The following is a 23,056-nucleotide window of genomic DNA, read 5'->3' as shown; positions in this document are numbered from 1 at the left end:
ATCCATGAAAAATGTTACGGCAGTGCCTGCTGAGTATTTTAGGGCAGTTCATGCAGATCTTCAAGGTACAATTCAAGAGGTTTCCTATCGGGTAGGCAATTATATCCAGCGGGATCGGCGTCTTGTAACAGATCGAAACATCAGCAACCGTGAAGCAGGAAGAGAAACCATTGCAGGAGAAGCCATCTACAAGAAATGCAGCATCTACTTGCCGGCAGGCTATGATCCAACGGACAGTGGTCGCAGATACAATGTATTGTATTTGCTTCATGGGGTTGGCGGAGATCAATATGAGTGGTTACATAACAGTAAAGCTGACGAGAGTTCTATTTTTTGCAATCTGCTTGACAATCTTATTGCAAACGGTAATATCGATCCCTTGATCGTCGTATTTCCAAATGGAAGAAGTTCATATGACTGGACTGACACCTCCTTTAATGCGGAAGGAACGCATATGCTGGGATTCTATTACTTTGATTATGAGTTGAGATTCGATCTCGTTCCATTTATCGAATCCAACTATAAAACTCTCGCAAATATATCAGACACTACCCATGACGGAATTTTATATAACCGCATGCACAGAGCGATCGCTGGGCTATCGATGGGAGGCATGCAAGTCCTGAATCTGATTGTCGGCGGTTATCGGCATGATTCTACGCGCTTCACGGGCACAAATAGCCCTTGGAACAACGGGTTGGACAGAACGGTGCTCGCGCCAGGTATGATCGATTTATTCGCATATGTGGGGGCTTTTTCGAACGCCCCTACATCGAGTGACGGCAAAACGCTTGCGGAAAGTCTTATATCCAGCAGGCATAACCTTGACTTGCTATATGTGACTTGCGGGGATGCTGACAGAATAGCGATGGACAGTTATACCCAAACGGTTGAGGGGCTTATTCACCATGCGGGGGATCATCTTCATCATTTTTATCCAATTTTGATTAAAGACGGTTGTCATGACTTTCCTGTTTGGAATAACGGTGTCTACAATTTTAGTCGATTGATATTCCAATAGGGTGATGATCCCACGTTAGAAGGTTGACAAGTGTTCCTGCTCGATGTGGGTTATGACTCGATTCGCGAGCTATCCTTTTTTCTGCCCATAAGATACCTATCGATGAACCGAGCGACAAGCAAAGATAGAATACCGAATAATATCGGTATGCCAAACGCTTCAAAAGAGAAAGGACGGCCCTCCATCTTCAGGTGGTCGGTGGCGCGATATTCAAGCCGCTTCGCGGCAAATTTTGCAGTTTGGGTATCCTCCTGTTTTGCCAAATCCTCGAATGCAGGGTCAATTGCAAAACGGCCCGGCATATCACGATGCAAGAACGTCAGCTTCGTATTTTTGCCGCTGTTATGCCACTGTTTGATGTCCTCGGCAGCTTCGGACTCGGCATTGACACCGACGACAATCATTTTCGCAAGCGTCGGCACGTTTTTTGTCTGATAACGCGCGACCAGATTCAGACCGTGTTTCGTTACGACAGCTTCATGCTTGCTGGAAACGGTTAGTGTGGTTGTCGTACCGGAAGCGGCATACGTGTCGAATGCAGCTGACAAATCCAACTCGTCTGCGCCGTTATAGAGAAGCACGCCCGCTTTTTCTTTGTGCCATTGATACGCATTATTCAGGACGTACGTTATATCACTCAGCCCGGCATTGAATGGCTTCATTTTCGGATTTGCCACGAAATCGTAAGAAGGATAATTCATATTTTCCGCTACTTTTCTCGCAGCCGCATCGCCCAACTGCTGAGAGATGACATATAGCGTTGCATCGATCCCCGATGTCAGACCGGCAGAAGATACGATATTGCCCTGAGGAACGTAGCGTTGATCCTTCACCCACTGAATGTCTGGATATTTTTTGATAAGCCGGTTAATGTCTCCCCAGTGCGTCGCTGCGGATTTGCCGTCCAGTAGGCCGGTATCTGCCAGATTTTCTGCTCCATTGCAAATCGAGAGCAACGTCGTCTTAACATCCGAGTGCTTTCGAACCCATTCGCGGACAGGTGCATATTTCTTTTCATCCAAAATCGGCATAAATGGAATGACGATAATGTCCGGGCTTTTGCCCAGCATCGCGTCCATTTCATCAAATGAATAATGTGGGACAACGTCGAGTCCCCCGGTTAAGGACTTTATTTCGCGGTCAGGGGCAACGCCATATACATTGTAGGCCTCTGTCATCGCAAACATCTCGTACGGGACGAGAAAGTCGAACACTTCCGTCACACGGTTCGCCAGCAGCACAGCTACCGTCGGTTTGCCGGCATCGTATTTCGGTACCTGTACATTTGTTAATGCGGGAGCGGCTTTATCGTATATCGACATTCCGTTATTCATTGTGGTGATGAATCCGATCGCTCCTGTCCCTCCCACGACAACGACAAAAACGATGAGATAAATCGTGATGCGCAATACAACTTTCAATTGTCATTTCTCCTTTTCTCCAATCTTTTTACCAAACAAAATATACCAACTCAAGATGAATGTATCACCAGTCTATGGTCGTCTAGAGGCACTCGACCAATGTTGGAACGGATACTGGACCTAAGAATGTACTCCTTTTTTTGCAAGACTCGATAGGGCTATAAATTTGTTGCCATGGCGAAAATTCAACGAATTTTCTATGTCTATTTCAATATGCCTACAAAATTCCTTCCAGCCGTATTATTGTCTCTGTACGAAGAAGCCGCGAATAACTACAATGAATGAAGAAATGATACCGCTTACAAAATTAAAAGCGGTGAAGTTCGTAAAGGAAGGGGGACGAGAGATTAAGCGCTTGTTGGCGTTCTAACGAGAAAAGTCCATTTTTTCAAATCTGAGGAGGGAACAAAGTATGTTGTCAACAATTTGGTCAAGACCAAACAGGTTGTCCTGGCAGGCGTTGCTTCTGGTCATCGCTATGCTGTTTGCATGTATGACAGTACCTGCACCGACTTCTGCGGCTACGCAAGCCCAATATTACGTGTCGCCGAACGGCAACGACAGCAATCCGGGAACGCTTGCGTCGCCTTTCAAAACTGTGCAGCGCGCCAGGGATGTCGTACGAACGATTAACGGCAACATGACGGGAGATATTATAGTATCTCTTCGCGGCGGCAACTATCCAGTAACGAGTTCGATCGACTTCGGTCCCAGCGACTCCGGCACGAATGGCTATCGGATCATCTATCAAGCTTACCAGAGCGAAACCCCGGTACTAAACGGTGGCGTGCAAGTCACGGGCTGGACGCAGCACAGCGGAAACATCTGGAAAGCACCGCTCACTAGAAGCAACAAACTGCGTGCGCTGTACGTGAATGACAACAGAGCCGTGATGGCTACCAAGACAGTCGGTTCCGCGGGGTGCTATGGAACTTACAATGTGACGGCTGGGCAAGCGCCTTGGGCATGGGAGTCGGGCTCGCAATGCGATGGCGCCAAATACAGTCTGAATGACTTCCCGGCGATCGCTTCCAATCAGGACGATATTGAGATCGAAACGCGAACGACGTGGACGACGTCCATCGTCGGAGTTCGTCAAGTGACGGTAAACGGCAGCAATCGCGTGGCTCTGTTCCAGCAACCCGGCGCGGCGATAGCCCAGGGTGCCTTTAATGGCAATTTCCAAATTAATGGAAACCACAAGCTCATGAACGCCTATGAATTTCTGGATACACCGGGTGAGTTTTATTTCGATAAAACCAACCAAACCGTTTACTATTATAAAAGTGCTTCTGAAAACATGGCAACGGCAACCGTTTATGCCCCCAACAATGTAGAAACGATTCTTAATCTAAAGGGGACTTCCACGACCAGTCATGTTCGCAATGTCACGTTTTCGGGCATTACCCTCATGAATTCCGATTGGAACTTGGCAAATGTCGATGGGTCCTCGTTCAAACAAGCGCAGCAAGGCAATCTAATCAACACCGCCTATGCGAAGCAAAATTTTCATGATTATTCCTACCGTAATTTAGACTTAATGCCCGGCATCGTGAAAATCGCAAACGCTGACGGCATACGCCTTGAGAGAAATACGGTAAAACACACGGGTGCCGATGGGATCTCCTTGATCAATGATGTCAAAGATTCGCAATTGGTCGGAAATTCGATTAGCGATAGTGGCGGGTCCGCAATCAATATAGGGCATCCTCAGCATGTGTATATCGGGGATTATACTTCGTCGAACCGAGAAAAATTCGCGGTCAATTTAGAGAGCGTTTGCAAAAACATCGATATCAATAATAACTATATTTATGATTCCGCCGTATTGTTTAACGGCAGCGCTGCGGTTTCAGGCTATTTTGTGGATACGCTTAACTTCCAACACAACGTTATTGAGAAAACGCCTTGGGCTGGCCTATCCCTCGGTTGGGGATGGTGGAATTTTAATGGCTCTTCCGGTTCCGAACGGCCTGGTGTTCCGACGACAACGGCTCAAAATAATACTATCAGTTACAACCAATTTATTGACACTGTGCAGATCTTGGACGATACGGCTCCAATCTATACGCTCGGCAGCCAGCCGAACACCGTCATCTCCAATAACTACATTAAGGGCGTGCCGTCCGGACATAAGTACGGTATGCACCCTGATGAAGGCTCCGCCTACATGACAATCCAGAATAACGTATTAAATATCAATCCGGGGATCAATTGGACTTTGAATTCCGATAATTTTGGCAGCAAGCACGATTTAACCTTCACTCAAAATTACGCGACAGTCAATAAAATCTCCAACTACAGTCTTCCGAATAGTGTCATCAATGACGCCAGTGCTTATTCCGATAATGTATGGCCGACCCAGGCTTATAACCTTGCATTGAATGCCGGATTGGAGGACGCGTACAAGAGCCTTGCTACACCAGCGCGCGTACCTTTGCAGGATTACGTTCTTCCGGCAAGCGTGTTTGTAACCGGGGCGACAACCCTGGGCATACATGCTACGGGGGATGCAAGCAAATCCGTCTGGCTTGCGCCATCAGGCACGACGAGCTTCGTCGAAGGTGCGACTATGACGAAAGCGAATGGAAATGCAACCTCCATCGCCGTTCCTCAGACAGCAGGAAATTATAAACTTTTCGTTATTGACGCTCAAGGCAATCGCTCTGCCGAATCGGCCTCACTCGTAAGGGTGAACGGTGGCTCCTATGTCAAGATTCGCAATGTTGCAACGGGACTTTACATGGACGGAGAGAGCTCGACGACTAACGGCGCCGATGCAGCCCAATGGAGCAGCAGCAGCGCCAATGCCCAGCAATGGACAATCGAGACGTCCGGAAGCTATGTATTGATTAAAAACCGCGAAACCGGGCTGTATCTGGACGGCATGGCGAGGACTGGAAATGGTGTCAATTGCGGACAATGGAGCTACAGCGGAAGCAGCAATCAACAATGGACGATGGAAACGTCGGGAAGTAACGTTCGATTCAAAAACCGTCAAACGGGCTTGTACCTTGATGGGATGGGAAGAACGAGCAACGGTTCCATCCTGGGCCAATGGAGCGATAGCAACAGCAGTAACCAGCAGTGGCAGATTCAGTAATCCGCATGGATAGGTAGTTTAGTGCTCAATAAGCGGCATGCCCCTTACGGGTGACATGCGCTTATTGGGCTTTTATTGCCCAAATGTGTACTGCATTGTATTGTTATTTTCATCCAGCTATAATGAGGGAAATGGAACTTGTGTGAAGCAGCTTTCGTCATCAAGTAAACGCTTACAAAATATATTCCATAACTGCCTCGGTTGAAAGGTGGCTTCAGCATGAAAGGATTCGCCCAATATTTCAGCGGGATCTCGATTAAAAATAAAATCTTCAGCACCAATATTTTAATTATTATTATTTCAATTTCAACCCTCGCGCTGTTCGCCAACATCGTCTCGCAAAAAGCAATCATCGAGAAAGCCGTCAAAAATTCATCAAGGGAACTCGTGCTCATTGACAATAATCTACAGACATTAATCACAACTGTGGAAGATTATTCGAAGATTCTAGCAACCGATTTCAGGTTGCAAAACGTACTGTATAATGATTTTTTGGAGAATAGTAATCTTTCCGCCACTGATCATGTAGGGGGATTAGATAATCTATCGATGAAGAATACGCTTTCAGAAGTCATAAGCAACATTGTAGAACCAAATACCAATATTAAGGCGGTAAGTGTACTTACGTCGAATCATCAATGGGTCGATGTGGGGTTTGCCGACAATGAGTTTGCCTCTCGTGTGTTCGGTTCCAATCCGGAAGCCGCCGATCATTCCTATCAACCTGTTTTGACTGGCTTGATGAAATTCAAATTCCGCTACGAGGGGGATGACGACGTATTCGCTGTTTCCAAAACGGTGATCCACAAAGATACCGGCAAAACGGTGGGGATGGTTGTTTTATATGTCAAGGAAACAGTGATCGCCTCTATTTATGAAAGAAAAATGAACTACAAGGGAGGCAATTTTTATATTCTCGACCGGGACGGGAAAATTATTTCCTCTCAGAATAAAGCAAGCTTGTATCGGGATTTTAACGAGGCCACCTCGATTTCGATTCCCTATTCGACACAGGAAGAAAACAGCTTCTTTCAGGGGAACGGGAGAGAGAAAGTCCTGGTATCCACTCACCGTTTGGAGCCGTTGCAATGGTCGATTGTAAGCGTCATTCCGATTGATGAAATTACCGTAGAGCGCAAAGAAATCAATCAGTTAATCATTCGTATCGGATCCCTATGCTTGCTGCTCGCTTTTATTGTCTCCTACTTGCTATCCCGATCGATAACGAAACCGATTTTCCAACTATCCAGGACGATGAGAGATATTCGAACTGGCCATTTGACGGCTCGGAGCTCCTACCAATCCTCCGATGAGATCGGTTATTTAAACAATGTGTTTAATAATCTCATGGACCGTATTGAAGAGCTATTGGCCGAAAATGTAGAGGAACAGAAGACCAAGGCCGAGATTGAATTTAAACTGCTGCAAACGCAGGTGCAGCCCCACTTTTTGTATAATACGTTGGAGACCATTATATCGCTTATCAAGCTGAATATGAAAGCAGAAGCCATTACAGCAGCTAAATATATGGCTGATTTCTATAAAATCTCGTTAAGCAAAGGAAACGATATTATTTCCCTACGAGAAGAAATACAACTAACCGCGAGCTATTTAGAAATCCAGCAACTAAGGTATGTGGAGTATATGGAATATTCCATGGAGATTGACGAGGAAATAATGTCGTGCTCCATTTCCAAATTAACGCTGCAGCCGATCGTAGAAAATGCCATCTACCACGGTCTGAAGCGGAAAACGGAAAAAGGCTTATTAAGGATCACGGGACGCCGCTTGGGTGAAGAGGTGCATATTGACATTTACGATAACGGCGTAGGGATAGAAGAATCGCAAATCAGGCGAATGTTGATGGAGGTTTCGGGCTCCAAAGAAAGAGTCAGCTTCGGCGTCAGGAGTGTCCATAATCGGATCAGAATGCTGTATGGTGACAGATACGGATTAGAAATTCAAAGCGAATTAGGCGCTTATACGAAGGTTACCATCCGGTTGCCGTTCAAACCAGTGCGGGAGGTATGACAATGTTAAAAGTACTGATAGTGGACGATGAATATTACTTTCGACAAGCATTGAAAATTTCGTTGCCTTGGGAAGAGTTAGGTTTTCAGATCGCAGGTGAAGCTAAGAATGGGCAGGAAGCACTCACGTTGATGTCTGAAGTTTGTCCGGATATCGTCTTGGTCGACATCAATATGCCCATTATGGACGGCATGGAATTCATTCAGAAAGCCAAACAAAGCGAACAGGAAACGAAATTTATCATGTTAACCGGTCAAAGTGAGTTTGTATATGCTAAAATGGCCGTGCAGCTTGGCGTGTTCAATTATGTGCTCAAGCCGATTGATGAAGACGAAATTAAAACTTCTTTGCTTGAAATTAAGAATCTGATCCAGAAGGAGCGGTCCGTAAAGCTGGATTATGAACGCTTAAAGAAGCAGGCAAAAGAGCATATGCCGATGCTGAAGGAGCGATTATTGAATGAATGGCTGCAGGGCAGTAGAGCGATAGATCCCTTGACCTCTGCCGAACGGTTGCAGTATTTGGGCATTTATCTGCAAGCTCCATGTCATAGGGTGGCTGTAGTCGATATCGATGCGCAAGATGATCTTGTTGCCGAAGAAGACATGCATATTCGTAAGCTGGCTGTTCAAGATATAGCCCAAGATTTCATTCAAAACACGTACCCGTTTGCCAGTTGCCATGATACGAACGATCGGTATGTCATGATTATTGGCGTTCCCCCCGGTTCTTATGACCAGGTCGAGTCGATCTTTGAAGCGATTCGCAAATCGGTTCAGGTGAATTTGGGATGTACGGTCACGATCGGTGTCGGCAATGAGTACCCCGCCTTTGCATCGATCTCTGTATCCTACCGAGAAGCGTTATATGCGTTGAAACATCGGTTTGTTTTGGGCGGCAATCAGGTAATTCCCCATGCCATGATCGCGGAAGCGGGGATGAAGGTCAGTTTATTCTCCGTAGAGAGGAGAACCGCGCTTTTGATGAGTATGCGAATTGGAAATATCTCCGAGACGGAGGAGTGGCTCAGGACGTTCTTCCTGGATGTTCGTTCGAAGAACGCTTCCATGGAAATGATGTTTGTAGCCGCGCTTGATATCGTATCCACCTGTTTGGAGTTTTTGGATGAGATGTCGCAAAGCTTCGAACATGTATTTCAAGAGGGATTTCAAACAGATGTCATTCAGCTCATCCAACAGATGAACTCCTTCGGAGAACTCGAGAGATGGATTCATCATTTGATTTTAAGCGTAATTAGACATGTACATGGCAGGAAGCAGAACAGGGCAGCTAAAGTGGTAGACGAGGTAAAGGCCTATATTCATACTCATTATGGAAATGAAGAACTGCGTATCGTAGATCTCGCAAAAAGTGTGCACATGAACTATAATCATCTCTGTTATGTGTTCAAAAAGGAAACCTCACTTACGATCAACGACTATCTGACCGAATTACGCATCACGAAAGCAAAGGGACTTTTCGATCGAGGCGAGAAGATTGTTCAGCACGTCGCTAGTCAGGTTGGGTACGCAGATGCCAATTATTTCAGTAAATGCTTTAAGAAATATATTGGCATTGCCCCCAGCAAATACGTGGACAATATTCAATAATACGATCAAAATACGGCTCAATGAGACATGAGGAGAGAATGTTTCATTGCGTCTTTTTTTTGCAATTGCAAACAATTTTCCTGTTGGTCCGAGAATACTCTCTGTAATAAATTAGGTGAAATCCGTAGAATGAAATTAAGGGTTGGTACCGCTTCCATAGAGGGTTCAGCCCCGTAGATAGGATACTATGAGCATAATTAGGAGGTCAACAAATGGTAAGAACAGTAAAGGTACTTAGCGCTTCACTTTTGGCAGGCATGCTTCTCGTCGCAGCAGGTTGCAGCACGAAAAACGAAGCTCAGCCTCCGGGGAACTCCGCAACGCCATCTGCAACGACGGGAAGCAAAAGCGGGAGTGATAAGAAGGTAAAGTTGAGAGTCGTAACGATTACAACGGACGAGAATCGCAATAACATCATGGATAAGTATATTAAGCCGAATGTTGCTAAAGCGTTTCCAAATGTGGAGATAGAATTTGAGCCGGGCGGCGGCGGCGAAGACATGGCGAATAAATTGAAAACGTTTAACGCTGCCGGTGATATGCCGGACGTATTCTGGGACGATGCAGGGTACTTTACGCCATTGAACAGTACCGGCAGTATTATGGATTTAACTTCTGCGATTACCAAGGATGGATTCTTGAGCAAGTACGCGGTTCCTGATGCATTGAAACATGTCGACGGAAAAATTTACAGCTTGTCTTCCGGAGCGGATACGTACTTCACCCCGGTCATCTTCTATCATAAGGATATGTTCGAGCAAGCGGGTGTGCAGGTGCCTAAAACATTTGACGAGTTTATCGATGTATCGAAAAAACTTAAAAGCAAGGGCATGGTACCAGCGGTTACCCCAGGCAAAGATGGATGGGGACCTAAACTGTTTCTGCTTCAACAGATGATTCAAATCGGTGACCCGCAAGCGATGGCAGACCTCGTGAACAATAAGACAGACTTTAATAATCCGTCGGTCAAGGCAGGAGTAGCCCGCATTGAGAAGATGGTTAAGGAAGGCGTCTTTCCGGAAGGGATTGCGAATCTCGATTACGGTCCAGCGAACGAAATGTTTACATCCAATAAAGCAGCGATGTACATGATGTTTACATGGGAGCTTCCGAATTTAGCGAAAGATAATACCGTCGATTTCTTCCCGTTCCCAAGTGCAAGCGACAAATACGACCCTACGAAGCAAGTTCAGTTCTGGGGATCTCCGCTCAATGGATATGCGGTTAGCGCAAAAACGAAGTATCCGGATGAGGCAGTAAAATTGGCTGAATTCCTTGCAATGGCAGACGCTCAATATTTCGAATCTACGGGAGCCCCAATTGCCTTGAAGACAGGCAATACAGTCGCGGAGCCGGCGCCGTTAATGAAGAAGTTTATAAACTGGTACAATCCAATCCCTACCAAAATTGCTTCACTCGCACTTAACTCCTTGGATGCCAAAACATCGGCGGAGCTTGCGACGCAAGGGGCTAAATTGCTGACTGGCCAATATCCAGCCGATAAGTTCAGTGCGGATATGGGCAAGATCTGGAGTGAGAATACATGGTTTAAAAAGTAAGTTCTATGCGTTAACGACATAAACCGAACTCCCCCTGGAACTTACCTTTCGGGGGGATTCTATAATAAATCAGACGGTGGAGAGAGCTATGAACAAGTATTTCAGCACCCGTGTATCCATATTTATATTTGCAGCACCTGCGTTGCTCCTGTTTACTGTATTCTGCGTTTATCCACTCTTGCCTGAAATATGGATGAGTTTGAATCATCATGATGGGTTCCGAAACTTGGGGTTTGTTGGTTTGGATAATTATCGGGACATCTTTGCTTCTTCTTCGTTCTGGACTGCTCATAAGAACACATATCTCATTGTAGGGATATCTGTTTTTCTAGGCTTACCGTTCTCTTTGATGTTCGCACTTTTTATGGATGTTCAAACACCGAAGTTTCGTCGGTTTTTTAAAACGTCTGCCATGCTTCCCGCAATTTTGTCCGTAACGGTTGTCGCGGAGATGTGGATATCCTTCTACGAACCAACGTGGGGTTTGTTTAACACGATTCTGAGATCCATGGGTCTTGACTCCTGGACGCATTCCTGGCTTACTGAAAAAAACACAGTGATGCCCAGCATTGGATTGACATTTCTATGGCAGTATGTTGGTTTAAATGCCATGCTATTCTATACAGGAATCAAAACGATTCCCAAGAATTATTACGAAGCTGCATTAATCGATGGGGCTAGCTTTGTCCAAGTTTGCTTACGAATTACAATACCACTTCTTCAAGATGTCACCAAATACGTTTTAATCTTGTCGACATTAGGATCCATGGCCTTTTATGCGCAAGTCCGCGTCATGACAGCCGGCGGTCCGGGGGATTTGTCCAGGACGGTCATTTACCAAATGTACTACACGGCATTCGAAACGTCTGAATTTGGTAAAGGAACGGCCATTGCAGTCGTATTTATTCTAGAGTGCCTGTTCATCTCCTTTCTCATTCAACGGTTTGTCGCCAGAGAAAAGCTGGAGTTCTAAGGAGGAGATCAACATGAGATACTTGATCCGTATTTTTTGGCTAGCCGTAGCTGGCACATTTCTGTTCCCTGTGTACTGGATGCTTACGATGTCGCTCAAGTCCAAAAGTGAAGCTTACAATAATCCATTCGGTATCCCGCAATCCTGGGAATGGATGAACTATAGTGAAGCGTTGTCGAAATATCATTTCTTTGTCTATTTCGAGAACAGTTTAATTTATACGGCCGGGACCATTGCAATCACGCTAACGACGGGGAGTATGCTGGCCTATTGTCTAAGCCGCATGCATTGGAGATTCAATTCGGCAGCCCTATTCTACGTGTCCTTAGGATTAATTGTGCCTATAGAAGTTGTCGTCATTCCCTTATTTCAATTAATAAAAGCGTTGCATCTTAAAGATACGTACTGGGGGCTCATATTGCCGTATTCCGGATTTGCAATGGCTTCCTGTGTTCTGATGTTATTTGCGTTTCTCCGGTCACTTCCGAAGGAATTGGAGGAAGCTGCTTGTATCGATGGGACAAATGTGTATCAAACATTTTTCAGAATTATATTTCCGATTGTTACGCCTGCGCTAATGACCCAATGCGTTCTGTTGTTCATGCGCATCTGGAATGAGTTCCCGCTGGCTTTCATTATTGCCTCCAAGGATCAATTCCGGCCGTTGACTGTCGGTTTGCTAAGCTTTTTCGTTAGTGTCGGTGTTTCAGACTGGGGACTTATCGGTGCAACGATGGTACTCTCGAGTTTACCTATGATCATCGTGTATATGATTGGCAACGAGAGGATTGAGCACGCCTTGACGGCAGGTGCGATTTTGAAGTAGATCACCTTGATAACTAATCGGAATGATTGAAAAAAGCGTGCGCACGCTGTTGCTCACGCTTTTTTATCTTGCCTCTTCCGTAGGGACATAGGGAAGCTTTTTTGCCCCCGGAGATTAGGTATAAAATTGACACATAAATTAGAAATTGCTAATATGATAATCATATTAATAATTACTGATATGTGGAGGTAATTTCAAATGGAACTGAATAGATGTGATGTAAAAGCCAAATTCATGCGTGGATTCAGCGATAAAACAAGGCTTCAAATCCTTGAAAGCATCACGCACCAGGAAAAAACGGTATCTCAAATTGTGGATGATCTTAAAGGGAACCAGTCTAATATCTCGCAGCATTTGGCATGTTTAAAAGGCTGCGGCATTATCGTTGGCCGACAAGATGGCAAGTATATCTATTACAGTTTGCGCAATAAAGAGATCGCGCAGTTGCTTACAGTCATGGATGCTGTTTTTCATCAAGTGGAGGAAGAAGTCGCGGCTTGCGAAAAAAATGACGTATTGGAGTGCTGCCCCGCAAAATAAAGGAGGAAATTGAAATGACCCGAGACAACAAAGAGAAAGCCAGTTCCTGTTGTTCGGATCAGAGTTGCAACTCCAATCCACAACCGAAATTTAAAAAGGAACTCACGCTATTGACTGCAAAGGCTGATGCCATCAGTCAAAACCATCCCAAAGAACCGGCGTTCAAGAAAAGTTTGAACCTGATCCAAGTCAGCTCAGACCCGAAGTGTGAAGATGCTTGCTGCCAAGATAAACCGAATCATGCGACAAATGATGAACACTTTACGGATGCTTCGGGCCATAAAAGTGAATTCATGGTTTACGGCATGGATTGCTCTGCATGTGCCGTTACCATTGAAAAAGCTGTAAGAAGAACTGAAGGGGTTTCTCATGCGCAAGTCAATTACAGCACAGGTAAATTGTTAGTGGTCGCTTCCGTGCCTTCTGCTATAGATCAGTTGCCGGAAACGGTAAAAAAACTGGGCTACACCTTAGAAAAATTGGAGCAAAAGGGATACGCACGGACTTACCATATCGAGGGTATGGATTGCGGCTCCTGCGTGTTAACGATTGAGAACCACTTCAAGAATAACGCAGCTGTAAAACTGGTCAGTGTCAATTTCTCCACCGGAAAAATGACCATTGAACACGATAACTCCGTCGAAGAAATTATTAAGGAGGTATCGAAGGCCGGTTATAAAGCGTCGCTCGTTTCCAGCAAACGAACCGGCGAAGTGAAAAAAGATAAGTCCGGAACGAGTGCGCTCATTCTGTCCGGTGCGTTGCTGCTTTTCGGTTTTGCCGGCTCTTATACTGACGTGTCCCCCCTGCTTATTACCCTTCTTTACGCGCTTTCCATTGTGATTGGCGGGTATAAACCGGCCAAAAGTGCCTTTTATGCCGTCAAAAGTCGTTCGCTCGATATGAACGTGCTCATGACCGTTGCGGTACTTGGCGCAGCGGCAATTGGCGAGTGGCTGGAAGGAGCAACCGTTGTATGGCTGTTCGCTTTAGGCATTATGCTGCAAACGAGATCCATTGAAAAGACTCGTAATTCGATTCGCAGCCTGATGGATCTGGCCCCTCCCGAAGCGATTGTGAAAAGCGGAGGGGCGCTGGTTAGAAAGCCGGTGGAAGAGGTTGCGGTCGGTGATTTGATTGTCGTTAAACCAGGCGATAAAATCCCGTTAGACGGACAAATCATTGCGGGAGAATCCAGCGTAAATCAAGCGCCGATTACCGGTGAATCGATTCCGGTTGATAAGCAGAGCGGCGATCCCGTTTACGCAGGGACGATCAATGAACATGGTTCTTTGGAGATTCAGGTTACGAAGCCGGCCTACGATACGACGATTGCCAAAATTATTCACCTTGTCGAAGAAGCACAAGAACAAAAAGCGCCTACGGAAGCTTTTGTCGATAAATTCGCTCGTAGTTATACCCCGATTGTATTTATTCTCGCCCTTGTCGTGATGGTGTTGCCGCCTGTCTTTGGTTTTGGTACTTGGGGCGAATGGTTTTATAAGGGACTGGAATTGCTCGTTGTGGCCTGTCCTTGCGCACTTGTCATTTCAACGCCCGTGGCCATCGTATCGGCCATTGGGAATGCCGCAAGGAACGGTGTTCTGATCAAAGGCGGCGCCTTCTTGGAAGTTGCAGGCAGGATTTCTGCGATTGCTTTTGATAAAACCGGCACGTTAACCGAAGGAAAGCCGAAGGTCGCGCAGGTGATTCCCTACAGATCTAACCAAGAGGAATTATTGTCGATTGCCAAAACGCTCGAAGGATACTCCACGCATCCGATTGCAAATGCTTTTGTTGACTATGCCGATAAAGAAGGGATCGCGGCCCATCAAGGCGATAAGTTTAGGAACATCGTCGGAAAAGGTGTCAGCGCGGTGATTGGTGGCCATGAATACTTTGCAGGAAACTTGAAATTGTTCGAGCAACTAAACACTGATTTTGGCGAAATCAAATCCCAGATCTTATCTTTGCAGCAAGAGGGGCAGTCGATTGTCATAGTAGGAACAAAAGACGCGATATTAGGCGTGATCGGCGTAGCCGACACGGTTCGTAATACTTCGGTAAAAGCTCTTTCCGCTCTGAAGCATGCTGGGATGAACCAGGTTGTCCTGTTGACGGGCGATAACGAAGGAACAGCTAAAAAGGTCGCAACAGAGACAGGGGTAACCCGTTATTATGCACAGCTGCTGCCGGAAGATAAAGTGACTGTCGTCAAACAGCTACAGGAAGAAGGCTATGTTGTGGCCATGGTAGGGGATGGCATTAATGATGCCCCGGCGCTTGCAACTGCCAATCTAGGGATCGCGATGGGCGGAGCCGGTACCGATACAGCCATGGAAACAGCCGATATCGTGTTAATGGCGGATAATTTAGAAAAACTTCCGCATACGATTCGTTTAAGTCGAAAAGCATTGCAGATCATTAAACAAAACATCTGGTTCTCGATTTCGGTCAAATTGTTGGCGTTGGTTCTCATTTTTCCAGGGTGGCTTACATTATGGATCGCTGTTTTAAGTGATACTGGCGCGGCAATTTTGGTGATATTGAACAGTATGAGACTTTTAAAGATGAAAACAAGCCTATCAGGAGGTCGAAATTAGATGGAGACAATTCCGGTTTTTGTACTTTCGGGTTTTTTAGGTAGTGGAAAAACAACACTACTAACGAATATGCTTGCTTATTTTTTGCAACAGAACAAAAAGCCAGCAGTCATCATGAATGAAATTGGTGATGTGAATTTGGATGGAATGTTAGTTGATGATGATGTGCCCATGGCAGAAATGCTTAACGGATGCATTTGCTGTACCATACGAGAAGATTTAAGTAAGAGTTTGCTCTCCATTGTAAGAACGGAAAAACCAGATGTTATCATAATTGAATCGACCGGTATAGCCAACCCGTTAGAGTTAATTGAGGGTATCACTAATACTTCCCTTATTGTAGGGATTGATCTGCGGCTAGTCATCACGGTGGTGTCAGCACCACATTTTTTGGATGCGTCCCGTGGGACAAAAGGTAAAACCGTTCGATTAATGGAAGAACAAATACGCTGCGCAGATCTGATCCTGCTCAATAAAATCGATTTGATAGAACAAAAAGATTTCAATGAAATTAACAATTGCCTCCAGGAACTGAACCCCAAAGCAAGAGTCGAGGAAACCATAAGGTGCAATTTAGAAATCAACACTCTGATACAAATGACTAGTAAAACCAATACACAAACCCCTGCCCCCGAGGAAGAGATTAAGAAGAATAAGCAATTTCATGTACTTTCGAATCATGGGAAACACCATCATACCCATAATCATGTGATGGTCTATACGCATTACTTTGATCATCCGATTGATCACGAGAAGTTTGAAAAACTGTTTGGGCAATTGCCTAAAGAAGTTTATCGTGCCAAGGGCATCCTCCAGTTTACTAAAAGTGAAGATCGCTTTTTATTCCAGTATGCTTATCGGGAAATGGAGATTGTCAAATTGGATAAACAGCAAGAGGTTCAAAACGTTGCTGTTTTTATCGGTGAACATTTTGATAAAGAACAAGTAGACAAAGCCATTCGTGAACTAACCATTCTTGAAGGGAGGTGAATATAAAGCATGCTAATTCCGTAGCGGACCTAAAAAGGGGACTTGTACTAGAACAGTTGGATAAAAGTGATATTACGAGAATGATTAATGGTATACCAGTTGCAATTGAAAGACAAATCATGAAAGAAAGTAAGAAGATACGGCTTGACGTAAATAATGACCAATTGGTTATGTTGGGAACGGATAGTTGTTGCTAATATCAAACATTTGGCATCTCATATTTTCTTAGATTTAAAGCGGAGGTGGGTGTTATTACTAACTCCGCTTTTTCTAATGCACTCCTTCAACTAATCTCCTCGAAGGCATTTTCACAGAGTAAACTTCCATAAATATACATCTACTTTGCGGGTGGTATCAGCTTCGCTGGTACTACCCCTATTTGTTTGAAAATTTTGCTGAAACTGTAAGGATCAGGATAGCCGACGCGCTGGGGGGTCAGCAGGTTTAAATATTCATCGAGAAGGCGGATTTACATGATATCAAAATAGAGTATGTTTTTGCGAAAATAGATGATTATTTGTGCATCTGCATGGTGTTACGATAAGGATGCATGATAGCTATGTAGGAGGTTTATGTATGCGGCGAATTGATGCACATCAGCATTACTGGCTCATTGAGCGCGGGGATTACGGTTGGATTACTCCGGATCTTTCCGTCCTGAATCGGGATTATTTACCGGGGCATCTAGCTCCTCACTTGGCCGCGCATTCGGTAAGCGGCAGCATTGTCGTTCAGGCTGCACAGACATTGGAGGAAACGGAATATCTTCTCAGCCTGGCGAGAGAAAATGAAAGTATCCTTGGCGTTGTCGGTTGGTTAGACCTTCAAGATCCCAATCATCATCGCTATTTCGAGCAGTTCCAAGCGCAGCCGAAGTATGTTGGTTTTCGTATCATGATTCAAGAAATGGCGGATGCAAGGGAGATTCTGACGCCTGCGTTTATTCAGGCGTTGCATAAGTATGCCTCCTTAGACGTTCCGATAGATTTATTGCTTCACAGCGATCAGTTGGAAGCGCTGGTCACTTTGGTAGACAGCGTGCCTGGCCTAAGAGGGGTCGTTGATCATATCGCTAAACCACGCATTGGAGAAGGTCAGCTTGAGCCGTGGCTTAGCCATATGCAGCGTCTGGCGGAACATCCCAACCTCTACGTCAAATTGTCCGGCATGGTCACAGAGGCTAAGCACCATGCCTGGCAGCAGAAAGACTTTACAATCTATATTCAATCCATTCTGGAGATGTTTGGACCGGAGCGGGTCATGTTCGGCAGCGATTGGCCAGTGTGTCTGCTTGCAGCGGATTATGATCAGGTCATAGAGATTTTGTTGCAAGCGATTCCACCGCATTGGGGAGAAACGGAGCTCGCGCAACTATTTGGCGGAAATGCGGAGCGATTCTATAAACTTTAATCTAACGTCGTGTTGTCTATTTGATGGCTCATTTCTTTCATTACTTTTCGTCGGTATAAGCCCGGGGTAACGCCAGTGAACTTCTTAAATAACTTATGAAAATAAGGTAAGCTCTCATAACCGCAATTGTGGGCGATCGTATCAATACCTAGGTCGGTTGATAAAAGCAGTTCCTTAGCCGTTGAAATCCGCTTGGCATTTACATAGTCGGTGATGTTCATCCCGGTTAATTGTTTAAACACTCTGGATAAATGAGCGGCTGACACGGAGGTGTGCTTAGCCAAATACGAAAGTCCAACGGTTTGGTCCGTGTGAAACTGATCCAAGTGTTGAAGCAGGTTTAGCAGCCACGGCGGACCGACATCGGACGTAGCTGCTTGATGATGGGATTCTTTTAATATCAAACGATTAATACGGATGAGAAGGCTGTTTAATTGCAGTTGAACTGCGTATCTAAAACCAGCTTCGTGTTGTTCCCACTCTTCATGCATTTGTTTGAGTTTCTCTTCAAGCTGAGGGCGCATGTCAGTTGGGACAACGAGCTTATAGTTCTTGTATTTTCGGGCTCGCTCAAAAACTTGCCTATTTGTAAATGAGTCACCTGCTGAATAATGCCCAATCAATTGCGGATCAAAAAAGACGGCCGTGGCTGTAATGGGAGATTCCGCATCTGGCAATGCCTGATGGATGGTATTGCCGGGAATAATGAATAGATCCCCTTCATTCATCTCATAGAGCATCTGGTTTAGGAAAAATGTCCCTTTTCCGCTATAAATATAAACGAATTCATAGCGATCGTGAAGATGCTCTGGCAGTTCGCGATTGGGTGTCTTTTTTTCCTTAAATACGATGTCAAATGGCAGGAGATGGTCGTTATTAAAGTTTTTTATAAGCGGTTTTTGCATGCTGCGAACCTCCCCTGATCATCTCAGTTCATGACTTGGCTTATTCATAGAATATCAAAATAGAGTATGTTTGTGCAAAGGAAAAGAATTATCAATCGTCATAATCTTGGTACAATAGGAGTAAGCAGCACAACCTTGGAAGTCATTCCATTTATTCTATCATAGGCTGAATCAAATCCTGGGATTCATCCTCAAAGGAGCCAGTCATCGATGGACGTCGTTTACCAATTTGAAGAAGTAGCGAGACTACCCTTGCCCGGGGATAACTGCGCCGTTGCGATTCACCAATTGAATTCCGGAACCGTGATTCGGTATGAAGGGCAAACCTTCACCCTGGATTACACGGTTATGGAAGGTCATCGATTTGCGGTGAAAGCGATTGCGCCCGGCGAAGATTTGTTTTCGTGGCATTTGCCATTCGGCGTGGCCATTAAGCCGATTCAGCCCGGCCACTATGTAATCAACGAAACCGTACGTGAAGCGCTCAGCGTGCGCCAGTTGACATTCGCGGTGCCGGCGGAGCCAAATTTTGCGGATCAAGTTTCTCCCTATGTCCTTGACGAGGAAAACTTTCATCCGGCTGAGGCATCGCCAGTTTATAAAGATACGCGCACTTTCATGGGATATCGCCGCCACGCAGATCGTGGTGTAGGCACCCGGAACTACATCGTGCTGCTAGGCACCACTTCGCACACGGGGAGCTATGTGAATGAGCTTGCCGCTCGTCTGCAAGGGGCATGGAAGAGCGATTCGAATATAGACGGCATCGTTCCCGTCGCTCACACCGAGGGAGGCACAGAGAAGCCGAATAATGTGGAGCTGCTGCTGCGGACGCTCGCAGGTTTCATGGTCAACCCGAACGTTGGCGCTGTATTGATTGTCGATTACGGCAATGAAGCGGTGACGAACAAGATGGTGGAGGCTTATGCACGCGAGCATAGCTATCCGATCGATGAAGTGGTCCATAAGTTCATGTCGCTCACAGGCAGCTTCGAAGAGGAACTGGTTCGAGGTGAAGCGATCGTACGGGGATGGCTGGAGGCGGTCAGCTCGATGGAGCGGACGGCGGAATCCATTCGTCATCTGCGAATCGGCTTGCAGTGCGGAGGCTCGGACGCATTTTCCGGTGTATCCGCGAATCCGCTGCTCGGCTGGGTTTCCGAACAGTTGGTACGTTACGGCGGTGCGGCTAGTCTAGCCGAAACAGATGAGTTGATTGGCGCGGAACCCTATGTCCTGTCGAAAGTACGCAATGTGGAAACCGCGCGCAAATTTCTGGAACTTGTCAACCGTTTCAAGGAACGCACGTCCTGGCATGGTACCAGTGCGGAAGGTAATCCGTCAGGCGGCAACATGTACCGCGGCTTATACAACATCTATCTCAAATCGATAGGCGCCGCTATGAAGAAAGACCCGGCAACGCGGATCGATTATGCAACGGAATACGGGGAACTCATGAAAGAGGGCGGTTACTATTTCATGGACAGCCCTGGCAATGATCTGGAGAGCATCGCCGGGCAGGTCGCCGCAGGCTGCAACATGATCTTCTTTACAACGGGAAATGGTTCCATTACCAACTTTCCGTATGTGCCAACCGTTAAAGTGGTTACGACAACGCGCCGCTTCCAATTGCTTTCGAACGATATGGACGTGAACGCAGGACAGTATCTGGAAGGCAAGTCGATGGATGAGCTGGGCCAGGAAGTATTCGAATTGGCGCTCCACATTGCCTCAGGGCAACGAAGCGTCGGCGAGAAGGCTGGGCATGCCCAAGTACAAATTTGGCGTAACTGGCAGCAGAACGATGCGAGTCGGCTGGAGTCGCTGCTTCATGCGCCTGTACCGACAGGAAATCCGATCGAAATAGAAGAGGATGCTGTATCGGCGGCTAGTTCAATCCAATTTACGCTGACGCGCCATCGCCATCGTCAGTCCAGCGACAATATCGGCTTAATCGTTCCGACCAGCCTTTGTGCCGGCCAGGTAGCGGGCATGATCACCCGTCGCCTGAACGAGCAAGGTGTGGGACAGCCTGCACTCTCGCGCTTTGTCACATTGGCCCACACGGAAGGCTGCGGCACCTCAGGGGGGCCAGCCGAATCCCTGTTTGCCCGCACGATGATCGGATATATTACACACCCGATGGTAGAGCATTGTTTGCTGCTGGAGCATGGCTGCGAGAAAACGCATAACGACTATATGCGCCACAAGATGGAAGCGATGGGAGTCGATGCGAGCTGTCTTGGTTATGCCAGCATCCAGCTCGATGGTGGAATTGCCAAGGTGAGCGAGAAGGTTGAGGCTTGGTTTGCCGATCAATTGGGCGCAGCGGATCCTGCGGAGAAGGTGACGGTTGGTCTGGAAGGGCTGCGCATCGGAATCGTAAGCGCGGGTCCCGTTAATCAAGCCGCCGGTGAACAGCTGGGTCATCTGACCAAGCTGATTGTCGGGGCCGGAGGCCTGGTCGTCGTTCCCGAGAACAGCGGATTGCTTGTCGAGAATGCGTTCAGACAGCAGCTATTCAGCGCGTCTCCAATTCGGCCGACTATTGCCTACGGGGAACACGTCCGCCGGAACGGATTCCATGTGATGGAGACACCGACAACGCATGGGGTGGAGACGATCACAGGGCTCGCCGCTACAGGTGTGGAATTAATTATTGCGCTGATCGGTGATCGTCCAATGCAGACGCATCCTTTCGTCCCTATGCTGCAGGTAACATCAGATCAGGCCGATCTGCATCATCATAAGCAAGATGTCGATTTGGTCCTCGAGGGCGACCCGAGTTTATGGGTCAATCATTTACTCGAGCGCAGCAAAGAAGTTCTGGAACATACGTACGTGCCGCGTCTTCATCAACAAGGTAATATTGATTTTCAAATGACACGAGGCTTTTTGGGTGTGTCATTATAAGGTAGATCATATCTGAAAGAGAGGTACACTCCATGGCGAACACACTATTATCTTTACGGCCGCTTGGCAGTACTGGCTTATTTATATCACCGCTATGTATTGGAGCCGCTCCCCTTGGGGATATGCCGGAGACCTTTCAATATAGCACGTCGGAAGAGCAGGCATTGGTGACGTTGCGCACCGCCTTCGAAAGCCCAATCAACTTTCTGGATACGGCTGCGGCGTACGGTGAAGGCGAGAGCGAGCGGCGAATCGGTAAGGCTATTCAAGCGAATGGGGGTCTTCCCACAGGTTATGTGTTGGCCACCAAAGCCGACCGCGACTTGAAGACCGGGGACTTCAGCGGCGAACAGATCAAGCGTTCCATCGAAGGAAGTCTGGAGCGTTTAGGCCTTGATCGTCTGCAGTTCGTGTACATCCATGATCCTGAACATACCACCTTCGAAAATGTGATGGGATCCGGCGGACCGTTAGAAGTCCTGCAAAAGTTTCAAGAGCAGGGAGTCATCGATCACATCGGCATATCCGGCGGACCGATCGATATGCTCATTCGTTATGTCGAAACGGGTGCGTTTAGTGCAGTTGAAACCCACAATCGGTATACGCTGCTCAATCGGGCTGCCGATCCTTTGCTTGATGTCGCCAGTCGCATGGGCGTGGCGGTTATTAACGCCGCTCCTTATGGCAGCGGGATATTGGCCAAAGGACCGGATGCCTACGCACGGTATGCTTATAGCGAAGCGCCGCCTCTCGTCCTAGAGAGAGCACGCAGTTTTGCTAAGGTGTGCCGGGAGTTCGATGTTCCCCTTGCCGCCGCAGCGCTGCAATTCTCGCTTCGGGATCCGCGGATTGTTAGCACAGTCGTTGGCCTGAGTAAGCCGGAACGGATCGCGCAGACGTTGGAGCTTGCGAATTACCCGATTGCTCCGGAACTATGGCCGGCACTTGCTGCCTTTGGTTATGATATGGAAGATCCCGAAGAGCATCGATTTGCTTAATGTCATGCTGAGCAATAGGCTCAGCAGCGAATTTAGAGGAAGCTGTCCCCAAAGCTATGAGCTTTGAGACAGCTTTTTCTTTGTCTGGATAGCCCTTTATTGAGCAGGAACGAATCGAGTCTAGTTCGAAATCCGAGGAATTGACATTCCAGG

15 protein-coding genes are annotated in these 23,056 nt (G+C 46.6%); 13 read left to right on the top strand and 2 right to left on the bottom strand.

Annotation, left to right across the window (positions count from 1 at the left end; translation table 11 throughout):
* Positions 1-4: 4 nt before the first annotated feature.
* Positions 5-1,021, top strand: a complete 1,017-nt coding sequence (locus EJQ19_RS08405; protein ID WP_126140759.1) for an alpha/beta hydrolase — start codon at positions 5-7, stop codon at positions 1,019-1,021.
* Positions 1,022-1,071: 50 nt separating this feature from the next.
* Here EJQ19_RS08405 and EJQ19_RS08400 read toward each other — a convergent pair whose 3' ends face one another.
* On the bottom strand, positions 1,072-2,442 hold the full coding sequence (locus EJQ19_RS08400) for a DJ-1/PfpI family protein (RefSeq protein WP_126140758.1): 1,371 nt from the start codon (positions 2,440-2,442) through the stop codon (positions 1,072-1,074).
* 412 nt (positions 2,443-2,854) lie between these two features.
* On the opposite strand from EJQ19_RS08400, the gene EJQ19_RS08395 reads away from it, so the two are divergent.
* From EJQ19_RS08395 to EJQ19_RS08350, 10 genes are all read left to right on the top strand, one after another.
* A complete protein-coding gene (locus EJQ19_RS08395) occupies positions 2,855-5,545 on the top strand; it encodes an RICIN domain-containing protein (protein ID WP_126140757.1) in 2,691 nt (896 codons plus the stop codon).
* A gap of 219 nt (positions 5,546-5,764) precedes the next feature.
* On the top strand, positions 5,765-7,576 hold the full coding sequence (locus EJQ19_RS08390; RefSeq protein WP_126140756.1) for a cache domain-containing sensor histidine kinase: 1,812 nt from the start codon (positions 5,765-5,767) through the stop codon (positions 7,574-7,576).
* 2 nt (positions 7,577-7,578) lie between these two features.
* On the top strand, positions 7,579-9,186 hold the full coding sequence (locus EJQ19_RS08385; protein WP_126140755.1) for a response regulator transcription factor: 1,608 nt from the start codon (positions 7,579-7,581) through the stop codon (positions 9,184-9,186).
* 212 nt (positions 9,187-9,398) lie between these two features.
* Complete coding sequence (locus EJQ19_RS08380) at positions 9,399-10,745, top strand: ABC transporter substrate-binding protein (RefSeq protein WP_126140754.1); 1,347 nt, start codon at positions 9,399-9,401, stop codon at positions 10,743-10,745.
* 88 nt (positions 10,746-10,833) lie between these two features.
* Positions 10,834-11,718: a carbohydrate ABC transporter permease gene (locus EJQ19_RS08375; RefSeq protein WP_126140753.1), complete on the top strand. Its 885-nt coding sequence runs from the start codon at positions 10,834-10,836 to the stop codon at positions 11,716-11,718.
* A gap of 13 nt (positions 11,719-11,731) precedes the next feature.
* A complete protein-coding gene (locus tag EJQ19_RS08370) occupies positions 11,732-12,544 on the top strand; it encodes a carbohydrate ABC transporter permease (protein ID WP_126140752.1) in 813 nt (270 codons plus the stop codon).
* 198 nt (positions 12,545-12,742) lie between these two features.
* On the top strand, positions 12,743-13,084 hold the full coding sequence (locus EJQ19_RS08365) for an ArsR/SmtB family transcription factor (RefSeq protein WP_126140751.1): 342 nt from the start codon (positions 12,743-12,745) through the stop codon (positions 13,082-13,084).
* Positions 13,085-13,098: 14 nt separating this feature from the next.
* Entirely contained in the window at positions 13,099-15,687 is a 2,589-nt protein-coding gene (locus EJQ19_RS08360) for a heavy metal translocating P-type ATPase (RefSeq protein WP_126140750.1), read from the top strand.
* Positions 15,688-16,677, top strand: coding sequence for a CobW family GTP-binding protein (locus EJQ19_RS08355; protein WP_126140749.1), 990 nt, complete (start codon positions 15,688-15,690; stop codon positions 16,675-16,677).
* Between the two features lie 576 nt (positions 16,678-17,253).
* On the top strand, positions 17,254-18,087 hold the full coding sequence (locus EJQ19_RS08350; RefSeq protein WP_126140748.1) for an amidohydrolase family protein: 834 nt from the start codon (positions 17,254-17,256) through the stop codon (positions 18,085-18,087).
* Here the strand turns inward: EJQ19_RS08350 and EJQ19_RS08345 are convergent.
* Entirely contained in the window at positions 18,084-18,992 is a 909-nt protein-coding gene (locus EJQ19_RS08345) for an AraC family transcriptional regulator (protein ID WP_126140747.1), read from the bottom strand. The genes EJQ19_RS08350 and EJQ19_RS08345 overlap by 4 nt on opposite strands.
* A 210-nt stretch (positions 18,993-19,202) precedes the next feature.
* On the opposite strand from EJQ19_RS08345, the gene EJQ19_RS08340 reads away from it, so the two are divergent.
* Complete coding sequence (locus EJQ19_RS08340; RefSeq protein ID WP_126140746.1) at positions 19,203-21,905, top strand: UxaA family hydrolase; 2,703 nt, start codon at positions 19,203-19,205, stop codon at positions 21,903-21,905.
* Positions 21,906-21,937: 32 nt separating this feature from the next.
* Positions 21,938-22,903, top strand: a complete 966-nt coding sequence (locus EJQ19_RS08335; RefSeq protein ID WP_126140745.1) for an aldo/keto reductase — start codon at positions 21,938-21,940, stop codon at positions 22,901-22,903.
* Positions 22,904-23,056: the final 153 nt, after the last annotated feature.

It is taken from the genome of Paenibacillus whitsoniae, assembly GCF_003955665.1.
Lineage (GTDB): Bacteria > Bacillota > Bacilli > Paenibacillales > NBRC-103111 > Paenibacillus_E > Paenibacillus_E whitsoniae.
The sequence above is the reverse complement of the archived record's forward strand: the minus strand, read 5'-3'. Positions and strand labels throughout refer to the sequence as shown.